Source organism: Streptomyces sp. NPDC048643 (assembly GCF_040650615.1).
Classification (GTDB): domain Bacteria; phylum Actinomycetota; class Actinomycetes; order Streptomycetales; family Streptomycetaceae; genus Streptomyces.
Genome location: NZ_JBEZHO010000058.1, coordinates 1 through 15,359, shown reverse-complemented (window position 1 = coordinate 15,359; position 15,359 = coordinate 1). Strand labels below are relative to the sequence as shown.

Sequence of the window (15,359 nt, the reverse complement as noted above, 5' to 3'; positions counted from 1 at the left end):
ATGCGGTCATCGTCCCTCCTTGTGACCGTGCCACCCGCGGGTGGCCGGACCCCCCACCAGGACGGCGAGCGAAAAGAGACCGCATGCTGCGCATCCACTTCACCTCGCAGGACCTGCAGAACGTACGCGTCGCCCGGCACCCTGATCCCCTGTGGGAACTGGTCTGCAGCGTCTGCCGGCTGGAGACCGGGGAGGGACCGCTGGACTTCGGGCACTGGCGGCGCGCGGCCCGCGACCGCCTCGCCACGGACGCGCTCGCGGGCCGCGCGCTACGTCCCTTACGGTCGCTGATCCCGGCGGCCGGATACATCCCGGACTTCCTCACCCCGCCGGTCACCGGCGGGGGACTGTCGGCCGGCCTCGACGCGCTGCGCAGGACCCCGCGCCACCGGCTGACCCGCGACCTGACCCGGCTGGCCGGCTCCCGTCCGCTGCCGTCCTGGACGACCTCGCTCGGCCGCCCCGGCGGCGACACGCTCACGTCCCTCACCGGGGCGCTCTCCGCCTACTTCCGGACCCTCGTCGAGCCGTACTGGCCGCACGTCCGCACAGCCGTCGGCAACGATGTCGACCGGCGCTCCCGGACCGTCCTGGACGGCGGTACGCAGGCGCTGCTGGAGGGGCTGCGCCCGATGGCCCACTGGCGGTCCCCGGTCCTCGAAGTGGACTATCCCACCGAGCGCGACCTGTTCCTGGAGGGACGCGGACTGCTGCTCGTCCCCTCGTTCTTCTGCTGGCGCCGCCCGACCGCGCTGGCGGACCCCGGCCTCGATCCCGTGCTGGTCTACCCGGTGGAGAAGGTCCCGCTGACTGTCGCGCGGAACACGGAGGGCGGCATGGAACGCCTGCTGGGCCGCACCCGGACCGCCGTCCTGACCGAGGTCGCCTTCGGCGGCTCCCGCACCACCTCCGACGTCGCCCAGGCCGTGGGGATCGCGATGCCCAGCGTCAGCTACCAGATCGGTGTCCTGCGCGACGGGGGGCTCGTGGCCAGCCACCGCGACGGGAAGTACGTGCTGCACACGGCCACCCCGCTCGGCCTGCGCCTGCTGGCCGGAGCGGGCCACCCGGTGCGGCCGTGAGCCCGCTCCCCGTGCGCGGGAGCACCGTTCGGGCGTGGCATGATCGGGGTCATGCCTGAACGTGTTGTGGCCGCCTGTGACGGGGCCTCGAAGGGAAACCCGGGACCCGCCGCATGGGCCTGGGTCGTCGCCGACGGGGACGAGACCCCGACCCGCTGGGAGGCGGGCCCGCTCGGCACGGCCACCAACAACGTCGCCGAACTGACAGCGCTGGAACGCCTGTTGACCGCGGTCGCGCCCGACGTCCCGCTGGAGATCCGGATGGACTCCCAGTACGCGATGAAGGCCGTCACGACCTGGCTGCCCGGCTGGAAGCGCAAGGGCTGGAAGACGGCGGCGGGCAAGCCCGTCGCCAACCAGGAACTCGTCGCCCGCATCGACGAACTGCTCACCGGCCGCAGCGTGGAGTTCCGCTACGTCCCCGCCCACCAGGTCGACGGCGACCGGCTGAACGACTTCGCCGACCGTGCCGCCAGCCAGGCCGCCGTCGTGCAGCAGCCCGCGGGAAGCGACCTCGGGTCCCCGCAGCCGCCGGCGTCGCCCGACACCCCCGCGTCCTCCGCGCCGGCCCGCCGCCGCACCGCCGCCAAGACACCCCGGCAGGGCACGTCGGCCCGCACCCTCAAGGCGAAGTTCCCCGGCCGCTGCGTCTGCGGGCGTTCGTACGCGGCGGGCGAGACCATCGCGAAGAACGGCCAGGGCTGGGGCCACCCCGAGTGCCGCGCCGAGGCGTCCAGCACCGCCTGACGGCCCGGTGATGTCCGTGCCGCCCGAGGGCCGCACGCACCGGCGGCCCGCGCCGGGGCCGACCGGGACCGCGCCGCTCGGACCGGGGTCAGTCCGTGTCGAACGTGTAGAACGCCGTGTGGTCCAGCAGGTCCGAGGGCCGCACGTCGTTCCACGGCTTCATCGTCTCGTTCAGGTCGACGACGTTCGCCGTACCCGCGACCGGCACGTACCCGGAGCCCGGGTGCAGGCGCTGCCACTGCGCCCACAGCTTGTCTATGTAGGCGTGGTGGAGCCAGAACACCGGGTCGTTCGGGGAGACGCCGGTGCCCATCTGCCCGCCCACCCAGACGTGCACCCGGTTGTGCAGGTTGACGCCCCGCCACCCCTCCAGGTGATTGCGGAAGCCGTCCGAGGCGCTGTTCCAGGGCGCCATGTCGTACGTCGCCATCGACAGCACCGACTCGACCTCGGCCCGGGTGGGCAACTCACGCACCCCGGTACCCAGCGACCTGCGCAGATAGGTCCGGGTGTCCACGCGCACGGTGACCGGCCAGTTGCCCGCCGCGGCGGCGAACGGGCCGTCCATCACCCGGCCGTCGAGGCTGCGCCCGGTGCCGCCGAGGAAGTCGGGCGCCCACAGCGAGGAACGCGTGGTGCGGTCGGCGGTCCAGTCCCAGTACGGCAGCGCCACCGAGGCGTCCACGGACTGCAGGGCCCGCTCGAACTCCAGGAGGAATCTGCGGTGCCAGGGCAGGAACGACGGTGAACGGTGGCCCGTGCGCTCGCCGTTGTCGGTGTCGCCGAGGATGAAGGCGTTGTGCGTCGTGACGAAGGAGTCGTACCGGCCACTGCGCTTGAGCTGGACCAGCGCGTCGACGAAACGCCGCTTCTCGTCCGTGGTGAGGCTTGCCTGGTTCTTGCGTACGGTCATGTGCGGAACTCCACGATCTGCTTGCTGGGTGGTTCAGTTGGCGGCGAAGGGCACGAGCGGTGCCCCCTGCAGCTCGACGACGGCGGCGCGGGCGGCGGCACGCGGGGTCGGCACGGGGTCGTAGTGGCTGACGACGCTGATCCAGCTGCCGTCGGCGTTGCTCATCACGTGCAGTTCCACGCCGTCGACGAACACGGCGTATCCGCCGCCGTGGTGGTGGCCGCCCCCGGTGACCGGGCGGCCCTCTATACGGCGCCCCCGGAAGACCTCGTCGAAGGCCTCCGGGCCGCCGTGGTGGTGCTCGTCGGCTGTCGGCCCCGCGGGTGCCGCCGACGCCGACGAGGTGGTGAGTGCCTGGGCCCCGGCGGCCGTGGCGAGTGCGGCGGCTGCCCCGAGGGCACGGCGGCGGGTGAGTTCCGGCATGCGGACTCCTCCTGGAATCGGCTGAGTTGCTGACCCGGTATGCCTATCGGATCGTCAAACAGCGGGAGAAATCGCCGAATGTCGGTTGGTCGCGATCCGGACATTCATGTACATGTCGTGCAAGATTGAACAAAGATGATCTTGCTGTCCGAGGCGGCCGCGACCCACCGCCGAAGCAAATCCTGCGGCGGGGAGGCCCGTTGTCGGTGATCTTGCTGTGGCGGTCCGCGCCGCGTGGCGGCGATCACGCCCGTGAACTGGCGCGAACCCCCGGGGTGCCGAGCCCTGCTACTCTTCGTGATCAATTGACCGCTTTGTGCAACATAGGGGAGTGCGCGTGAAGATCGCGTGCGTCGGTGGCGGACCCGCAAGCCTGTACTTCTCGATTCTGATGAAGCTCCAGGATCCGTCCCATGACATCACCGTCCATGAGCGGAACCCGGCCGGATCCACGTACGGCTGGGGCGTGACCTACTGGGCGGGCCTGCTCGACAAACTGCGCGAGGGCGACCCGGAGTCCGCCCACGCCGTCCACGAGAACTCGGTGTGCTGGAACGACGGAGTCGCCCACGTCGGCGACCGGACGACCGTGCACCCCGGCGACGAGGGCTTCGGCATCGGCCGTCGCCGGATGCTCGACCTGCTGGCCGAGCGGGCCCGGTCGCTCGGCGTGCGTGTCGAATACGAACGGGAGATCGCGCCCGACGAGCTGCCGGACGCCGACCTGGTCGTCGCCGGGGACGGCGTCAACAGCGCCCTGCGCGAGCGCCACGCCGACCACTTCGGTACGGAGGCCTCCGTCGGGCGCAACTACTACGTCTGGCTCGGGACCACCCGGGTCTTCGACTCCTTCACCTTCTCCTTCGTGGAGACGGACCACGGCTGGGTGTGGTGCTACGCCTACCGGTTCGGCGACGACCGCAGCACGCTCGTCGTCGAATGCTCCCCGGAGACCTGGACCGGCCTCGGACTCGACGCGGCGAGCGAGGCCGACGGCCTCGCCCTGCTGGAGAAGCTCTTCGCCGACCTGCTCGACGGGCACGGGCTGATCGGCAGGGCGCAGCCGGACGGCGCCGCCCAGTGGCTCACCTTCCGGACCCTGACGAACCGCACCTGGCACCGCGGCAACCTCGTCCTGCTCGGCGACGCCGCCCACACCACCCACTACTCCATCGGCGCGGGCACCACCCTCGCCCTGGAGGACGCCATCTCGCTGGCCCGCGCGCTGCGGGAGCACGCCGACCTGGAGACCGCCCTCGACGCCTACGGGCGTGAGCGCAGGGCGGAACTGCTGCCGGTGCAGAGCGCCGCCCGGCACAGCGCCCAGTGGTACGAGAACCTGCCGCGCTACATCCGTCTGCCGCCGGCCCAGATGTTCGCGCTGCTCGGCCAGCGGCACTCACCGCTGCTGCCGTACGTACCGCCGCAGCTGTACTACCGGATCGACCGCGCGGCCGGACGGCTGGAGGCGCTGCGCCGCTTCAAGCGCTGGCTCGGACCCAAGGTGGCCCGGAGCGTGCAGGCCCGTTCGCACCGCTAGCGGCGGACCGGGCGGGAGGGGCACCCCCCGGGGAACGGCCTCCTGCCGCTCGGGGAGGGGCAGGCACGGCTTGGGGTGAATGACAATTCACCGGTAAGGTGAATTGTCATTCACCCCATTCTTCGTGCCTACTCCTGGAGTGTTCATGGCGGCTCTGCGCGAGCGGCTCGCGATTCCCGTCCTCGCGTTCGGCGGGATCCTCATGGCCGTCATGCAGACGGTGGTCGTCCCGTTGCTGCCCGACCTTCCCCGGCTCACCGGCGCCTCGGCGGGCGCGGTCTCCTGGATGGTCACCGCGACCCTCCTCTCCGGAGCGGTACTGACCCCGGTGCTCGGCCGGGCCGGTGACATGTACGGCAAGCGGCGCGTCCTGCTGATGGCCCTCGGGCTGATGACCGTCGGCTCGCTGATGTGCGCGCTCACCTCGGACATCGGCATCCTGATCGTGGCGCGGGCGCTCCAGGGCGCGGCGGCGGCCGTGGTGCCGCTGTCGATCAGCATCCTGCGGGACGAGTTGCCGCCCGAGCGCACCGGCTCCGCCGTCGCCCTGATGAGCTCCACGGTGGGCATCGGCGCCGCACTCGGCCTCCCGCTCGCCGCCCTCATCGTCCAGTACGCGAACTGGCACGTGATGTTCTGGGCCACGACCGCCCTCGGCGTCGTCGGGCTCACGCTCGCCTGGTGGGCGGTGCGCGAGTCCCCGGTGCGCGAGCCCGGCCGCTTCGACACCCTGGGCGCGCTGGGCCTGGCCGCCGGGCTGGTGAGTCTGCTCCTCGCCGTGTCGCAGGGCGGCACCTGGGGCTGGACCAGTCCGAGCATCCTCGCCCTGTTCGCCGCGTGCGCCGTGATCCTCACCGTGTGGGTGCGGCAGCAGCTGCGGGCCGTCAGCCCCCTCGTCGACCTGAGGCTGGCCGCCCGTCCGCGCGTCGCCCTGCCGCACATCGCCGCCCTGCTGACCGGCTTCGCCTTCTACGGCAACTCCCTGGTCACGGCCCAGCTCGTGCAGGCACCCGAGGCCACCGGCTACGGACTCGGACTGTCCATCGTGGCGACCGGCCTGTGCCTGCTGCCCGGCGGAGTGACCATGCTCTTCCTCTCGCCCGTCTCGGCACGCATCTCGGCGGCGCGCGGCCCGCGCGTCACCCTGGCCCTCGGCACGGCGATCATCGCCTCGGGCTACGCGATACGGATCCTGGACAGCCGCGACCTGTGGATGATCATCATCGGTGCCACGGTCTGCGCGATCGGCACCACGTTCGCGTACTCCGCCCTGCCGACCCTCATCCTGCGCGCGGTTCCCGCGGGCCAGACCGCGTCCGCCAACGGCGTCAACGTCCTGATGCGCACGATCGGGCAGGCGGTGTGCAGCGCCGCGGTGGCCGCCGTGCTGGTGCACCACACGAGCCTCGTCGCCGGCGCCCCGATACCGACGCTGCACGGCTATCTGCTGGCCTTCGCCATGGCGGGTACGGTCGCACTGGTGGCCTGCGCGGCCGCCCTGTCGATACCCACCGACCCCGCCTCGCGCGCGACCCCGCGCACCGGCAGCCGTACCGGCGCGTCCCGCGACGAGGCCCTCGAAGGAGCCTGAGCACCGTGACCACGCCCCCCACCGGTCTCACCGCGCCCGCGACCGTCCCGGGGTCCGGCGACCAGCCGGCCGCCGTGGCGCCGGCCGGGGGCGCGGACACCGTCCCCGCGGCGCCCCGCCGCGACGCCGAGGCCAGCAGGGCGGCCATCCTGCGGGCGGCCCGCCATCTCCTCGCCCGGCACGCCCACGCGGACATCACGCTCAAGGCGGTCGCCGACCGGGCCGGCGTGAGCGCGCCGCTGATCCTGAAGTACTTCGGCAACAAGGACGCGCTGTTCGCCCGGGTCATGTCCTTCGAGTCCGACGCCGACGCCCTGCTCGACGCCCCCCTGGAGGAACTGGGCCGGCACATGGTCCGGCACCTCCTCGAAGGCCAGACGCAGCGGGGCGCCGACCCCGTCCTGCGGATCGTCTTCGCCCCGCTCCAAGGGGAGCAGGGGGACATACTGCGCGCCAACTTCCGTACCCAGGTCAGCGAGCGTCTCGCCGAGCGGCTGAGCGGACCGGACGCGGGCCTGCGCGCCGAACTGGCCGTGAGCACCCTGCTCGGCCTCGGCGTGATGTACGGCATCGCGCGCGGCACCCATCTGCGCGCCACCGCCGTCGACGACATCGTCGACCGGTACGCGCCGGCGGTGCAGGCCCAGCTCGCGCCCTGAGCAGGCGGCCCGCGTGCGGGGCGGGGCCGGTCAGTTCACCCCGGTGGGCCGGAACTGGATGCTGATCCGGGGGCCCGCCGCACGCGCCGACTTGGGGATCGCGTGTTCCCAGGTGCGCTGGCAGGAGCCGCCCATCACGATCAGGTCGCCGTGGCCCAGCGGTCGCCGCACGGTCTCGCCGCCGCCCCGGGGCCTCAGCAGCAGGTCGCGCGGCGCGCCCACCGAGAGGATGGCGACCATCGTGTCCTCGCGGGCGCCCCGGCCGATCCGGTCCCCGTGCCAGGCCACGCTGTCGCGGCCGTCCCGGTAGTAGCAGAGCCCGGCCGTGGTGAAGGACTCGCCGAGTTCCCCGGCGTAGTGGGCCGACAGCGCGTCCCTGGCCTCGTCGAGGACCGGATGCGGCAGCGCGTCGCCCGCCCGGTAGTACGAGAGCAGCCGGGGTACGTCGACCACCTGCTCGTACATCTGGCGGCGTTCGGCGCGCCACGGCACCTCGGCGGAGAGCCGGGCGAACAGTTCGTCCGCGCCGCCGAGCCAGCCGGGCAGCAGGTCGATCCAGGCGCCGGCACCCAGCGTGGTGCGGCGCGTTCCGTTCAGCGGACCCAGGTGGAGCTCGTCCGTCTGGTCGAAGAGCGAGCCCTGGAGGTGCGTGGCCATACGGCCAGCGTACCCCCGTATTCGAATGCGTGTTCCATTGAGGTGATGGCCCTGCTGTGCCGGCCGCGACGGCGCGTGGATCACGCGCGATCCGCGGCCGCCTCGGCCACCGCGGACCCCGGTGGTCCGGGTGTCCGCGGCGGTCCGCCGGACGTGCGGGGTCACCAGGGGATCGGGCCCTGCGCGTCGAAGTAGCCGCCGGTCGGTCCGTCCCGGCCCACCCGCGCCATGCGGACGATGATCTCGGCGCCCTGCTCCACGGTCTGGACCCCGGTGTTGCCGTTCAGGTCGGTGGCCGTGAAGCCGGGTTCCACCGCGTTGATCCGGATGCCCGGGAACGCCTTCGCGTACTGCACGGTGATCATGTTGACGGTCGTCTTGGACGCCGGGTACGCGATGCCCGGGTAGAAGTGGCCCGGTGAGGCGGCGTCGCTCATCGCGGTCAGCGAGGCCAGGCCGCTGCTGACGTTCACCACGACCGGGGCGGCGGACCGCTGGAGAAGGGGCAGGAGGGCGTGCGTGACGCGGACGAGACCGAAGACGTTCGTCTCGAACAGCTCGCGCAGGGTGTCCGCGGTCGTGTCCGCGGCGCCGATCACGCTGTTGCCCTCGCCGCGACCCTCGATACCGGCGTTGTTGATCAGGACGTCCAGGCCGCCCTCGGCCTCGACGGTCTTCGCCGCGGCCGCGACGGACGCGTCGTCGGTGATGTCGATGACGAGCGGGCGCGCCCCCAGTTCCTCGGCGGCACGGCGCCCCCGCTCGGGGTCGCGGCTGCCCACGTAGACGGTGTGTCCCGCCGCGACGAGCCGGCGGGCGGTCTCGAAGCCGAGACCCTTGTTCGCTCCGGTGATCAGTGTTGTGGTCATGGATCCAGAATCGGTCGGCGCGGTGCGGACAGCCAGGCGTCCCGTCTTCCTGGGACTGCCAGTACCAGGCACCCGCGCGCGCCGGGGTGCACAGTTGACGGCATGGCGAGCACGGAGTTCGGGCGGACGGTACGGCTCTGGCGCGACCGGGTCTCCCCGGAGGCGGCGGGGCTGCCGGGCGGCGGCCACCGGCGCGCGGCGGGCCTGCGTCGCGAGGAGCTCGCCCTCCTCGCGGGGATCTCGGTCGACTACATCACCCGGCTGGAACAGGGCCGGGCCGCCAACCCCTCGGAACAGGTCGTCGAAGCCCTCGGGCGGGCGCTGCGGGTGTCCGCGGCCGAGCGCGAGCACCTCTTCCAGGTGGCGGGGCTCGTGCCGCCGGGCCGGGGCATGGTGCCCACCCACATCACACCGGGCGTCCACCGGCTGCTGGACCGGCTGACGGGCACGCCCGTCGCGGTGTACGACGCGGCGTGGAACCTGCTGCTGGCCAACCCGCTGTATGCCGCCCTGCTGGGTGACCCCTCGGGGTGGCGCGGGAACGAACGCAACGGCGTCTGGCGCAACTTCGTCGGCCCCGGCAGCCGCGTCCGCCACACGCCGGAGGAGCTGCGGACCTTCGAGGCGACGCTCGCGGCCGACCTGCGCGTGACGGCGAGCCGTTATCCGGCCGACCAGCGGCTGCGCCGGCTGATCGCCGACCTGCGGGCGGCGAGCGACCGGTTCGCGCAGCTGTGGGACTCCGGCGCCGTCGCCCACCACGAGGCCGCCCGCAAGACCGTCGACCATCCTCAGGTGGGCGCCGTGACGCTGGACTGCGACGTGCTCGCCGTCGCGGGCAACGACCTGCGGATCATGGTGTACACGGCCGAGCCCGGCACGGAGGACGCCGAGCGCGTCGCGCTTCTCGGTGTCCTCGGAACCCAGGCGCTCGTGGACTGAGGGGGAGCCGGACGGTGTCCGCTACCCGGACCGGCGCTCCGTCAGTACCGCGCGGATCACGTGCTCGGCGTTGTCCGCCATCACCGGGTTCGTCGTGCGGTAGTACGGCAGTTGGATCAGGGCCATGGACAGGGCCCAGCCGCGGCCCCGCGCCCACATGGCGTCGTCGGCGCCCGCCGTGTCCCGGAAGACGGTCCGCGCTTCCGGGGGAAGGAGGTTCCAGGCCGGGATGAGGTCGCAGGCGGGATCGCCGGTGCCGAGCGTGCCGAAGTCGATGACGGCGGCGAGGCGGCCCGCGCGGGTCAGGAGGTTCATCGGCATCAGGTCCGAGTGCAGCCAGACGGGTGGCCCCGTCCACGCCGGTGCCGCGAGCGCGTCCTCCCAGGCCGCCGTCGCCTCCCCGGTGTCGATCGCGCCCCGCAGCTCCTCGATCGCCGAGCGCGTCTCGGCGTCCACGGTCTTCAGGGGGCCGCCGCGGTAGGCGGGCGGACCGTCCGGAAGACCGGCCCGGCGGAAAGCGGCGACGAAGGCGCCGAGGTCGCACGCAAGGCTCCGCGCGTCGAACAGGGCGTCGGGAAAGGGCAGTTCGCCGTCGATCCACCGCAGCACGCTCCACGGCCACGGGAATCCCTCGGCCGGAGTACCGAGACCGAGGATCTCCGGTACGGGGACGGGGAGGAGCGGAGCGAGCCGCGGCAGCCAGGTGGCCTCCTTGGCCACGTCCTCGGCACCGCCCGGCACCCGGGGGAGCCGCACGGCCAGGCCGTCGCCGAGCCGGTAGAGGGCGTTGACGGTTCCGGCCGACTCGACGCGCTTGAGGGGCAGTCGGGCCCACTGGGGGAACTGCCCGGCCAGCAGTCGCCGGACGAGCGGCCCGTCGATCGGCGCCTCGTCGGCGTGCATCGGGCCTGCGGACATCCGTGCCTGCTTTCCGTCGCGAGGAGGTGGACCGCCGTCATCCTGCGGCCCGTTATGGCTCCTCGCAACGTGATTCGGGTCGGGAGGCAACCTCGCGAAGCCGTTCGCCGTCTTGATCGGCAACGAGCGGCCGACACCGCGACCATCATCGAGCGGGAATTCACGGATGGAAACCGGACGAACTATACACCTTGCGTATACATGCCGTGCATACGTCGAGGGGCCGGGATCTTCCTACGTCAGCGCCGCACGACAGTCCGCTACAGCACCACCACCGGGTCGCACCGCCTGCGGTCGGACGGTGGCAGACGGAAAGGCATTCATGTACGGCAAGGCCTTCGCCCCGGAGTACCAGGGCGCTCTGACCACCCTGTCCGTGAACTCCTCGCTGACCGACGTCCTCGCGGCGGGGACCGAGCAACTGCGCGCCGCCGAGCGCGCGGGGGAGCGGACCGAGGCCGCGCGGTCGGGGCTCGCGGTCGCCGAGGCGCACCGCAGGCTCGGGCAGGTGGCGGACGCGGACCGAGCGTGGAAGGCGAGTTACCGCACGGCGCGTGACGTGGGCGACGGTGCCGCGATGGCGTGGGCACTGTGGAGCGGCGGAACGCTGGCCCGACAGCGCGGCGCGTTCCCGCTGGCGTGGCGGCTGCTGCGGCTCGCCGCCGAACTCGGGTGCCGGTCGGGCGACATCGTGGTGCGCGGCTACTCCCTGGCGGGCATGGCCGAGACCGGCCGCATCCAGGGCGACTACGAGGCGGTGACCACCCTCCACGAACAGCTCCTGGCCGAGGCCCGCAAGCGCGGCGAGGCCCGCCACACCGTGTGGGCCCTGGAGGGCATCGCCCAGATCCACCGCAACACCGGCGCGTACGACACCGCGTACGCCCTCTTCGAGGAGGCGGCCGGCATAGCCGCCGGCGCCGAGGACCGGCGAGGGCACGCCTGGGCGCTGCGCGGCCTCGCGGACATCGTCTCCGTGCGCGACGGCGACACGGGGCGGGCCCTGGAGCTGCTGACCGAGGCGGAAGCGTCCTGCCGTGCCATGAAGCTCTCCGGCGCGCTCGCCTACAACCACAAGATGCGCGGCAACGTCCTCTACCGCGCGGGGCGTTACGCCGAGGCCCGCGACGTCTACGCCCAGGCGCTCGCGGAGTTCGAGGAGATGAGCGAGCCGCGCGGACGCGCGCTGTCCCGGCTCGGGCTGGCCAAGTCCCTGGCGCGACTGGGCCGGGACCCCGACGAAACCGCGGCCGAACTGTCCGAGTTGGCCGACGTCCTGGACGGCATCGGCCTGCGGCACGCCCGGCAGATGGTCGAACGGGCCCGCACGGAACTCGGGTTGACGCCGGAGCGCGCCGGAGCGGAGGCGGCACGATGACCCCGACCGCCCTGCGTCGGTCGACGAAGGCCGCGACACCGGCCGCGACCGCAACCGAAACCGCGACCCGCACCGGTACGCCGCCGCCCGACGCCGCGCACATCCTGCGTCGCTGCCGCGGCCTCACCGCCCCCGCCCTGACCGAGGCGGTCGACGGACTGCATCCCTGGGTCGCGGAGATGGCCCGCTACGCGCTGGGCCACCGCGAGGCCGACGGCTCCGGTGCCGGCCCCAGCCGGGGCAAGGGCGTTCGGCAGGCGCTGGCGGTCCTCGGCGCGGAAGCGGTCTCGGGGCCCGGGGAGGCAGGTGTGCCGGGAGCCGTGGCGGTGGAACTCGTCCACACCTTCTCACTGCTCCACGACGACATCATGGACGACGACGCGCTGCGCCGCGGCCGCCCCGCCCTGTGGAAGGCGTACGGCACCGGGCCCGCCGTGCTCGCGGGCGACGCGCTGTTCGCCCTGGGCGTGGAGACCCTCGCCGTCACCCCCCACGCGGGCCCCGCCGTACGGCAGTTGACCACCGCCCTCGGCGACCTGGTCAGCGGCCAGGCCGACGACCTGCTGTTCGCGGAGCGACCCTGGACCGGCCCGGACGCGGTCCGCGCGGGGGAGTACGCGACGATGGCCGAGCGCAAGACGGGCGCGCTGCTCGGCTGCGCGCTCGCCCTCGGTGCGCGGATGGCGGGCGCTCCGGACTCCACCGTCGCCGAACTCGACCGGACGGGGCGGCATTTGGGCGTCGCCTTCCAGATCGCCGACGACGTGCTGGGCATCTGGGGCGACCCCGAACGCACCGGCAAACCGGTCCACGGCGATCTGCGTCAGGGGAAGAAGACCCTGCCGGTTCTGTCCGCCCTCGACGCGACACCCGGGGGCGGCGAACTCGCCGAACTCCTCACCGCCCCGGGCGGCCTGGACGGTGACGGCGCCCGCCGCGCGGCGACCCTCGTCGAACGGGCCGGTGGACGCAGCCGGGCCGAACGCGAGGCCCGACGCAGGCTCGCCGAAGCGCGGACCCGACTGACGACCCTGCGGCTCGCCCCCGGCCCCCTCGCCGAACTGCGCACTCTGCTCTCGGCGTTGGCCGACCGGACGGTCTGACGACCCGGGCGCGCCCGGACCCCGGGGTGCGCCGGTGCCGCGGATCGGCGCGGGCGCCCTCGGCCTCACGATGGAAGTCTCCCGGAGGTGTCAGGGCGGGCCGACCGCACTCGCCTCGTTCCGGAGCCCTTCGGGAGCCCGGCCCGCGCCGACCGCACGACCCGCCGCCAGGCAGCGCCGAGCCCGGAACCCGGCCGCCTCCGCACCTGGGGAGCCAAAGGATTCCGACGGCGCGGCCCGGCAGCTCGGCACCTCCCGAACGGCACGGGACCGGGTGGCCGGCAGGGCTGGTCCATTGCGTCTTCCCGCTCCCCGAGACGCCGACCGCACGGTCTCTCAAGCCGACGCTCCCGTAGCCGGATCGGGTCCGGCGCGCCCTCGGCCCGTTCCGCGCCTCGGAACCCGGTGCGAGGCGACAGGAGTCCGGTGGCGCGGCAGCCGAGCACGCGGGGTCCGGTCCCTCCGCGTCCGGTCCGGCCCTCTGCCGTGTCGTGCGTCCCGTGCGACATGGGTCACATCCGCCTCCTCGCCGGTCCCGGCAGGCAACCGGCTCAGGGCCGCTCACATCTGTCCGGTCGAGTCACCACCGGTCACTCGCGGGCCGATGGTGACTCGGGGCCCGACCAGCCCCCGCGGCGCCGAACAGCGCCGTGTCGCCGGGCGGTTGGCGTTGCCGGCCGCCCCGTACCGAAGGAACTCAGTGCGTAGACCCCACATACGCCGCGTGGCGATAGCCGTCGCCGTGACGACGGCCGCCACGCTTCCGGGCCCCGCCCTCGCGGCCGTGCCCGACGCTCCCGCCCGCGCGGCGGCCACGTCCTCCTCGCCGGTGGCGGCGGCCAGGGCGGCCGCCTTCGCCCACGCCGGGGAAACCGGGGTGGCCCGAGGCGACACCCTGCGGGCCAAGGACGTGATGACGGACCCCGACGGCAAGCAGCACGTGCGCTTCGTCCGTGCCCACCAGGGCCTGCCGGTCCTCGGTGGCGACCTGGTCGTGCACCTGGGCGAGCGGGCTCAGTACCTGGGCGTGACCCGGGCCGCCGGTCACCCGGTCGAGCCCGCCACCGTGGAGGCGAAGCTGACGCCCCGGCAGGCGGAGCGGAAGGCGGCCGACGCGGCCCGGGGCGACGCGGGCGACGCCCGGCTCGTCGTGGACGCCCGCGAGGGTGCCTCCGCCCTCGCCTATCAGGTGACCGTGACGGACAGCGGCAGCACGGAGGCCGGCGGCTCCCGCACGGTCGTGGTGGACGCCCACAGCGGCAGGATCCGCAGCAGCATCCCGGACAACGACGAGTTCATCTCGCCGTCCCTGGCGGACACCCTGCGCGAACGGGGCGGCAGCGCCACCCCGCAGACCGGTCTCGCCGCCGGACTCCCGGGGCTGACGAACGCCGCGCGAGCGGGTCACTACCCGGCCACGGCGACCGGGAGCGGCGCCTCGCTCTTCGCCGGCAAGGTGGCGCTGACCACGACCCGGACCGCCCGGACCAGCTACGTCCTCAAGGACCCGACCCGGTGGAACACCGAGACCCGGGACGCCAAGGGGCAGGAGCTGGAGTCCTTCGCGCGGGGCAAGAAGTTCACCGACGGCGACAACAAGTGGGGCACCGGCACCACCGCCTCCCGGTCCAGCGCCGCGGTCGACGCGCAGTACGGCATCACCAGGACCCTGGACTTCTACAAGAAGACCTTCGGCCGCAAGGGCATCAAGAACAACGGCGCCGGTGCCCGCGGGATGGTCCACTTCGGCAACAAGGTCGGCAACGCGTTCTGGGACTCGACGTGCGGCTGCATGCTCTACGGCGACGGCGACGGCCAGTACTTCAAGAAGCCGCTGGTCGTCCTCGACGTCACCGGACACGAGCTGACCCACGGAGTCGTCGACGCGACCGCCGCGCTCGAACCCACCCGCGTGGACGACGAGGGCAACCAGTACGGCGAGCCGGGCTCCCTCAACGAGTCGCTCGCCGACATCTTCGGCTCGAACGTCGAGTTCGCGGCGAACAACCCGAAGAACCCGCCGAACTATCTGGTGGGCGAGAAGCTGGGCCTCGCGCAGAAGTTCCTGCGCCGCCTGGACCACCCGTCCCTCGACCTGTTGGAGGAGGCCGTCGACTACTGGTCGCCCGCCGCCTACGACACCGAGGTGCACGCCGGTTCCGGGGTGTCCTCGCACGCGTACTACCTGCTCGCCGAGGGCAGCGGACGCAAGACGATCGGCGGCGTGACGTACGACTCGCCGACGTACGACGGTTCCCGCGTGACCGGTATCGGCCGGACCAAGGCGACCGCCGTCTTCTACCGGGCGCTGACCCGCTACATGGTCTCCACGACCGACTTCCATGACGCGCGCAAGGCCACACTCAAGGCCGCCGCGGACCTGTACGGGTCGGCCGGCGCCGAGTACAAGGCCGTGGGCAAGGCATGGGCCGCGGTGAACGTCACCGCGGCCAACACCCCTGCCGCGAAGCACTGACGGACGGGCCCGCTTCGAGGGGAAGTGACCCGCATGTTTTGATCGGTCACCGGCACGTACG

General features: G+C 73.0%; 14 protein-coding genes. 9 read left to right on the top strand and 5 right to left on the bottom strand.

What is annotated here, in order from left to right; all coding sequences use genetic code 11:
* Window positions 1-83 precede the first annotated feature (83 nt).
* Both AB0C62_RS36215 and AB0C62_RS36210 read left to right on the top strand, forming a co-directional pair.
* The gene (locus AB0C62_RS36215) at window positions 84-1,082 is read left to right on the top strand and encodes a helix-turn-helix domain-containing protein (protein WP_362980595.1); all 999 of its coding nucleotides are present in this window, start codon (window positions 84-86) and stop codon (window positions 1,080-1,082) included.
* Between the two features lie 39 nt (window positions 1,083-1,121).
* Window positions 1,122-1,829 carry an RNase H family protein gene (locus AB0C62_RS36210; protein ID WP_362980593.1) on the top strand — a complete coding sequence of 236 codons (708 nt, stop codon included), beginning with the start codon at window positions 1,122-1,124 and terminating at the stop codon, window positions 1,827-1,829.
* An 88-nt stretch (window positions 1,830-1,917) separates the two neighbouring features.
* On the opposite strand, the gene AB0C62_RS36205 is transcribed toward AB0C62_RS36210, so the two are convergent.
* Both AB0C62_RS36205 and AB0C62_RS36200 read right to left on the bottom strand, forming a co-directional pair.
* The gene (locus AB0C62_RS36205) at window positions 1,918-2,742 is read right to left on the bottom strand and encodes a tyrosinase family protein (RefSeq protein ID WP_362980591.1); all 825 of its coding nucleotides are present in this window, start codon (window positions 2,740-2,742) and stop codon (window positions 1,918-1,920) included.
* A 33-nt stretch (window positions 2,743-2,775) separates the two neighbouring features.
* Window positions 2,776-3,165, bottom strand: a complete 390-nt coding sequence (locus tag AB0C62_RS36200) for a tyrosinase cofactor (RefSeq protein ID WP_362980589.1) — start codon at window positions 3,163-3,165, stop codon at window positions 2,776-2,778.
* Window positions 3,166-3,502: 337 nt separating this feature from the next.
* On the opposite strand from AB0C62_RS36200, the gene AB0C62_RS36195 reads away from it, so the two are divergent.
* The 3 genes from AB0C62_RS36195 to AB0C62_RS36185 all read left to right on the top strand — a co-directional run bounded on the left by AB0C62_RS36195 (window position 3,503) and on the right by AB0C62_RS36185 (window position 6,955).
* A complete protein-coding gene (locus AB0C62_RS36195) occupies window positions 3,503-4,705 on the top strand; it encodes an FAD-dependent monooxygenase (RefSeq protein ID WP_362980587.1) in 1,203 nt (400 codons plus the stop codon).
* Between the two features lie 145 nt (window positions 4,706-4,850).
* Entirely contained in the window at window positions 4,851-6,296 is a 1,446-nt protein-coding gene (locus AB0C62_RS36190; protein ID WP_362980585.1) for an MFS transporter, read from the top strand.
* A 74-nt stretch (window positions 6,297-6,370) separates the two neighbouring features.
* Complete coding sequence (locus tag AB0C62_RS36185; protein ID WP_362980664.1) at window positions 6,371-6,955, top strand: TetR family transcriptional regulator; 585 nt, start codon at window positions 6,371-6,373, stop codon at window positions 6,953-6,955.
* A 30-nt stretch (window positions 6,956-6,985) separates the two neighbouring features.
* On the opposite strand, the gene AB0C62_RS36180 is transcribed toward AB0C62_RS36185, so the two are convergent.
* Together AB0C62_RS36180 and AB0C62_RS36175 are read right to left on the bottom strand one after the other, a co-directional pair.
* A complete protein-coding gene (locus AB0C62_RS36180) occupies window positions 6,986-7,612 on the bottom strand; it encodes an alpha-ketoglutarate-dependent dioxygenase AlkB (protein WP_362980583.1) in 627 nt (208 codons plus the stop codon).
* A gap of 161 nt (window positions 7,613-7,773) precedes the next feature.
* Entirely contained in the window at window positions 7,774-8,481 is a 708-nt protein-coding gene (locus tag AB0C62_RS36175; protein ID WP_362980581.1) for an SDR family NAD(P)-dependent oxidoreductase, read from the bottom strand.
* Window positions 8,482-8,583: 102 nt separating this feature from the next.
* On the opposite strand from AB0C62_RS36175, the gene AB0C62_RS36170 reads away from it, so the two are divergent.
* Window positions 8,584-9,423 carry a helix-turn-helix transcriptional regulator gene (locus AB0C62_RS36170; protein WP_362980579.1) on the top strand — a complete coding sequence of 280 codons (840 nt, stop codon included), beginning with the start codon at window positions 8,584-8,586 and terminating at the stop codon, window positions 9,421-9,423.
* A gap of 21 nt (window positions 9,424-9,444) precedes the next feature.
* Here the strand turns inward: AB0C62_RS36170 and AB0C62_RS36165 are convergent, their stop codons facing one another.
* Complete coding sequence (locus AB0C62_RS36165) at window positions 9,445-10,341, bottom strand: aminoglycoside phosphotransferase family protein (protein WP_362980577.1); 897 nt, start codon at window positions 10,339-10,341, stop codon at window positions 9,445-9,447.
* A gap of 322 nt (window positions 10,342-10,663) precedes the next feature.
* Here AB0C62_RS36165 and AB0C62_RS36160 point away from each other — a divergent pair, with 322 nt between their 5' ends.
* The 3 genes from AB0C62_RS36160 (at window position 10,664) to AB0C62_RS36150 (ending at window position 15,298) form a co-directional block, all read left to right on the top strand.
* Window positions 10,664-11,719, top strand: coding sequence for a tetratricopeptide repeat protein (locus tag AB0C62_RS36160; RefSeq protein WP_362980662.1), 1,056 nt, complete (start codon window positions 10,664-10,666; stop codon window positions 11,717-11,719).
* Window positions 11,716-12,822, top strand: a complete 1,107-nt coding sequence (locus AB0C62_RS36155) for a polyprenyl synthetase family protein (protein WP_362980575.1) — start codon at window positions 11,716-11,718, stop codon at window positions 12,820-12,822. Before AB0C62_RS36160 ends, AB0C62_RS36155 begins: the two co-directional genes overlap by 4 nt.
* A gap of 700 nt (window positions 12,823-13,522) precedes the next feature.
* Window positions 13,523-15,298, top strand: a complete 1,776-nt coding sequence (locus AB0C62_RS36150) for a M4 family metallopeptidase (RefSeq protein WP_362980573.1) — start codon at window positions 13,523-13,525, stop codon at window positions 15,296-15,298.
* The last annotated feature ends 61 nt before the right edge of the window (window positions 15,299-15,359 follow it).

Bases quoted from the DNA above. Each gene is read 5' to 3' on its own strand.
- AB0C62_RS36200 (WP_362980589.1), bottom strand. From the start codon at position 3,165: ATGCCGGAACTCACCCGCCGCCGTGCCCTCGGGGCAGCCGCCGCACTC.
- AB0C62_RS36160 (WP_362980662.1), top strand. From the start codon at position 10,664: ATGTACGGCAAGGCCTTCGCCCCGGAGTACCAGGGCGCTCTGACCACC.
- AB0C62_RS36180 (WP_362980583.1), bottom strand. From the start codon at position 7,612: ATGGCCACGCACCTCCAGGGCTCGCTCTTCGACCAGACGGACGAGCTC.
- AB0C62_RS36210 (WP_362980593.1), top strand. From the start codon at position 1,122: ATGATCGGGGTCATGCCTGAACGTGTTGTGGCCGCCTGTGACGGGGCC.
- AB0C62_RS36170 (WP_362980579.1), top strand. From the start codon at position 8,584: ATGGCGAGCACGGAGTTCGGGCGGACGGTACGGCTCTGGCGCGACCGG.
- AB0C62_RS36175 (WP_362980581.1), bottom strand. From the start codon at position 8,481: ATGACCACAACACTGATCACCGGAGCGAACAAGGGTCTCGGCTTCGAG.
- AB0C62_RS36155 (WP_362980575.1), top strand. From the start codon at position 11,716: ATGACCCCGACCGCCCTGCGTCGGTCGACGAAGGCCGCGACACCGGCC.
- AB0C62_RS36165 (WP_362980577.1), bottom strand. From the start codon at position 10,341: ATGTCCGCAGGCCCGATGCACGCCGACGAGGCGCCGATCGACGGGCCG.
- AB0C62_RS36215 (WP_362980595.1), top strand. From the start codon at position 84: ATGCTGCGCATCCACTTCACCTCGCAGGACCTGCAGAACGTACGCGTC.
- AB0C62_RS36190 (WP_362980585.1), top strand. From the start codon at position 4,851: ATGGCGGCTCTGCGCGAGCGGCTCGCGATTCCCGTCCTCGCGTTCGGC.
- AB0C62_RS36205 (WP_362980591.1), bottom strand. From the start codon at position 2,742: ATGACCGTACGCAAGAACCAGGCAAGCCTCACCACGGACGAGAAGCGG.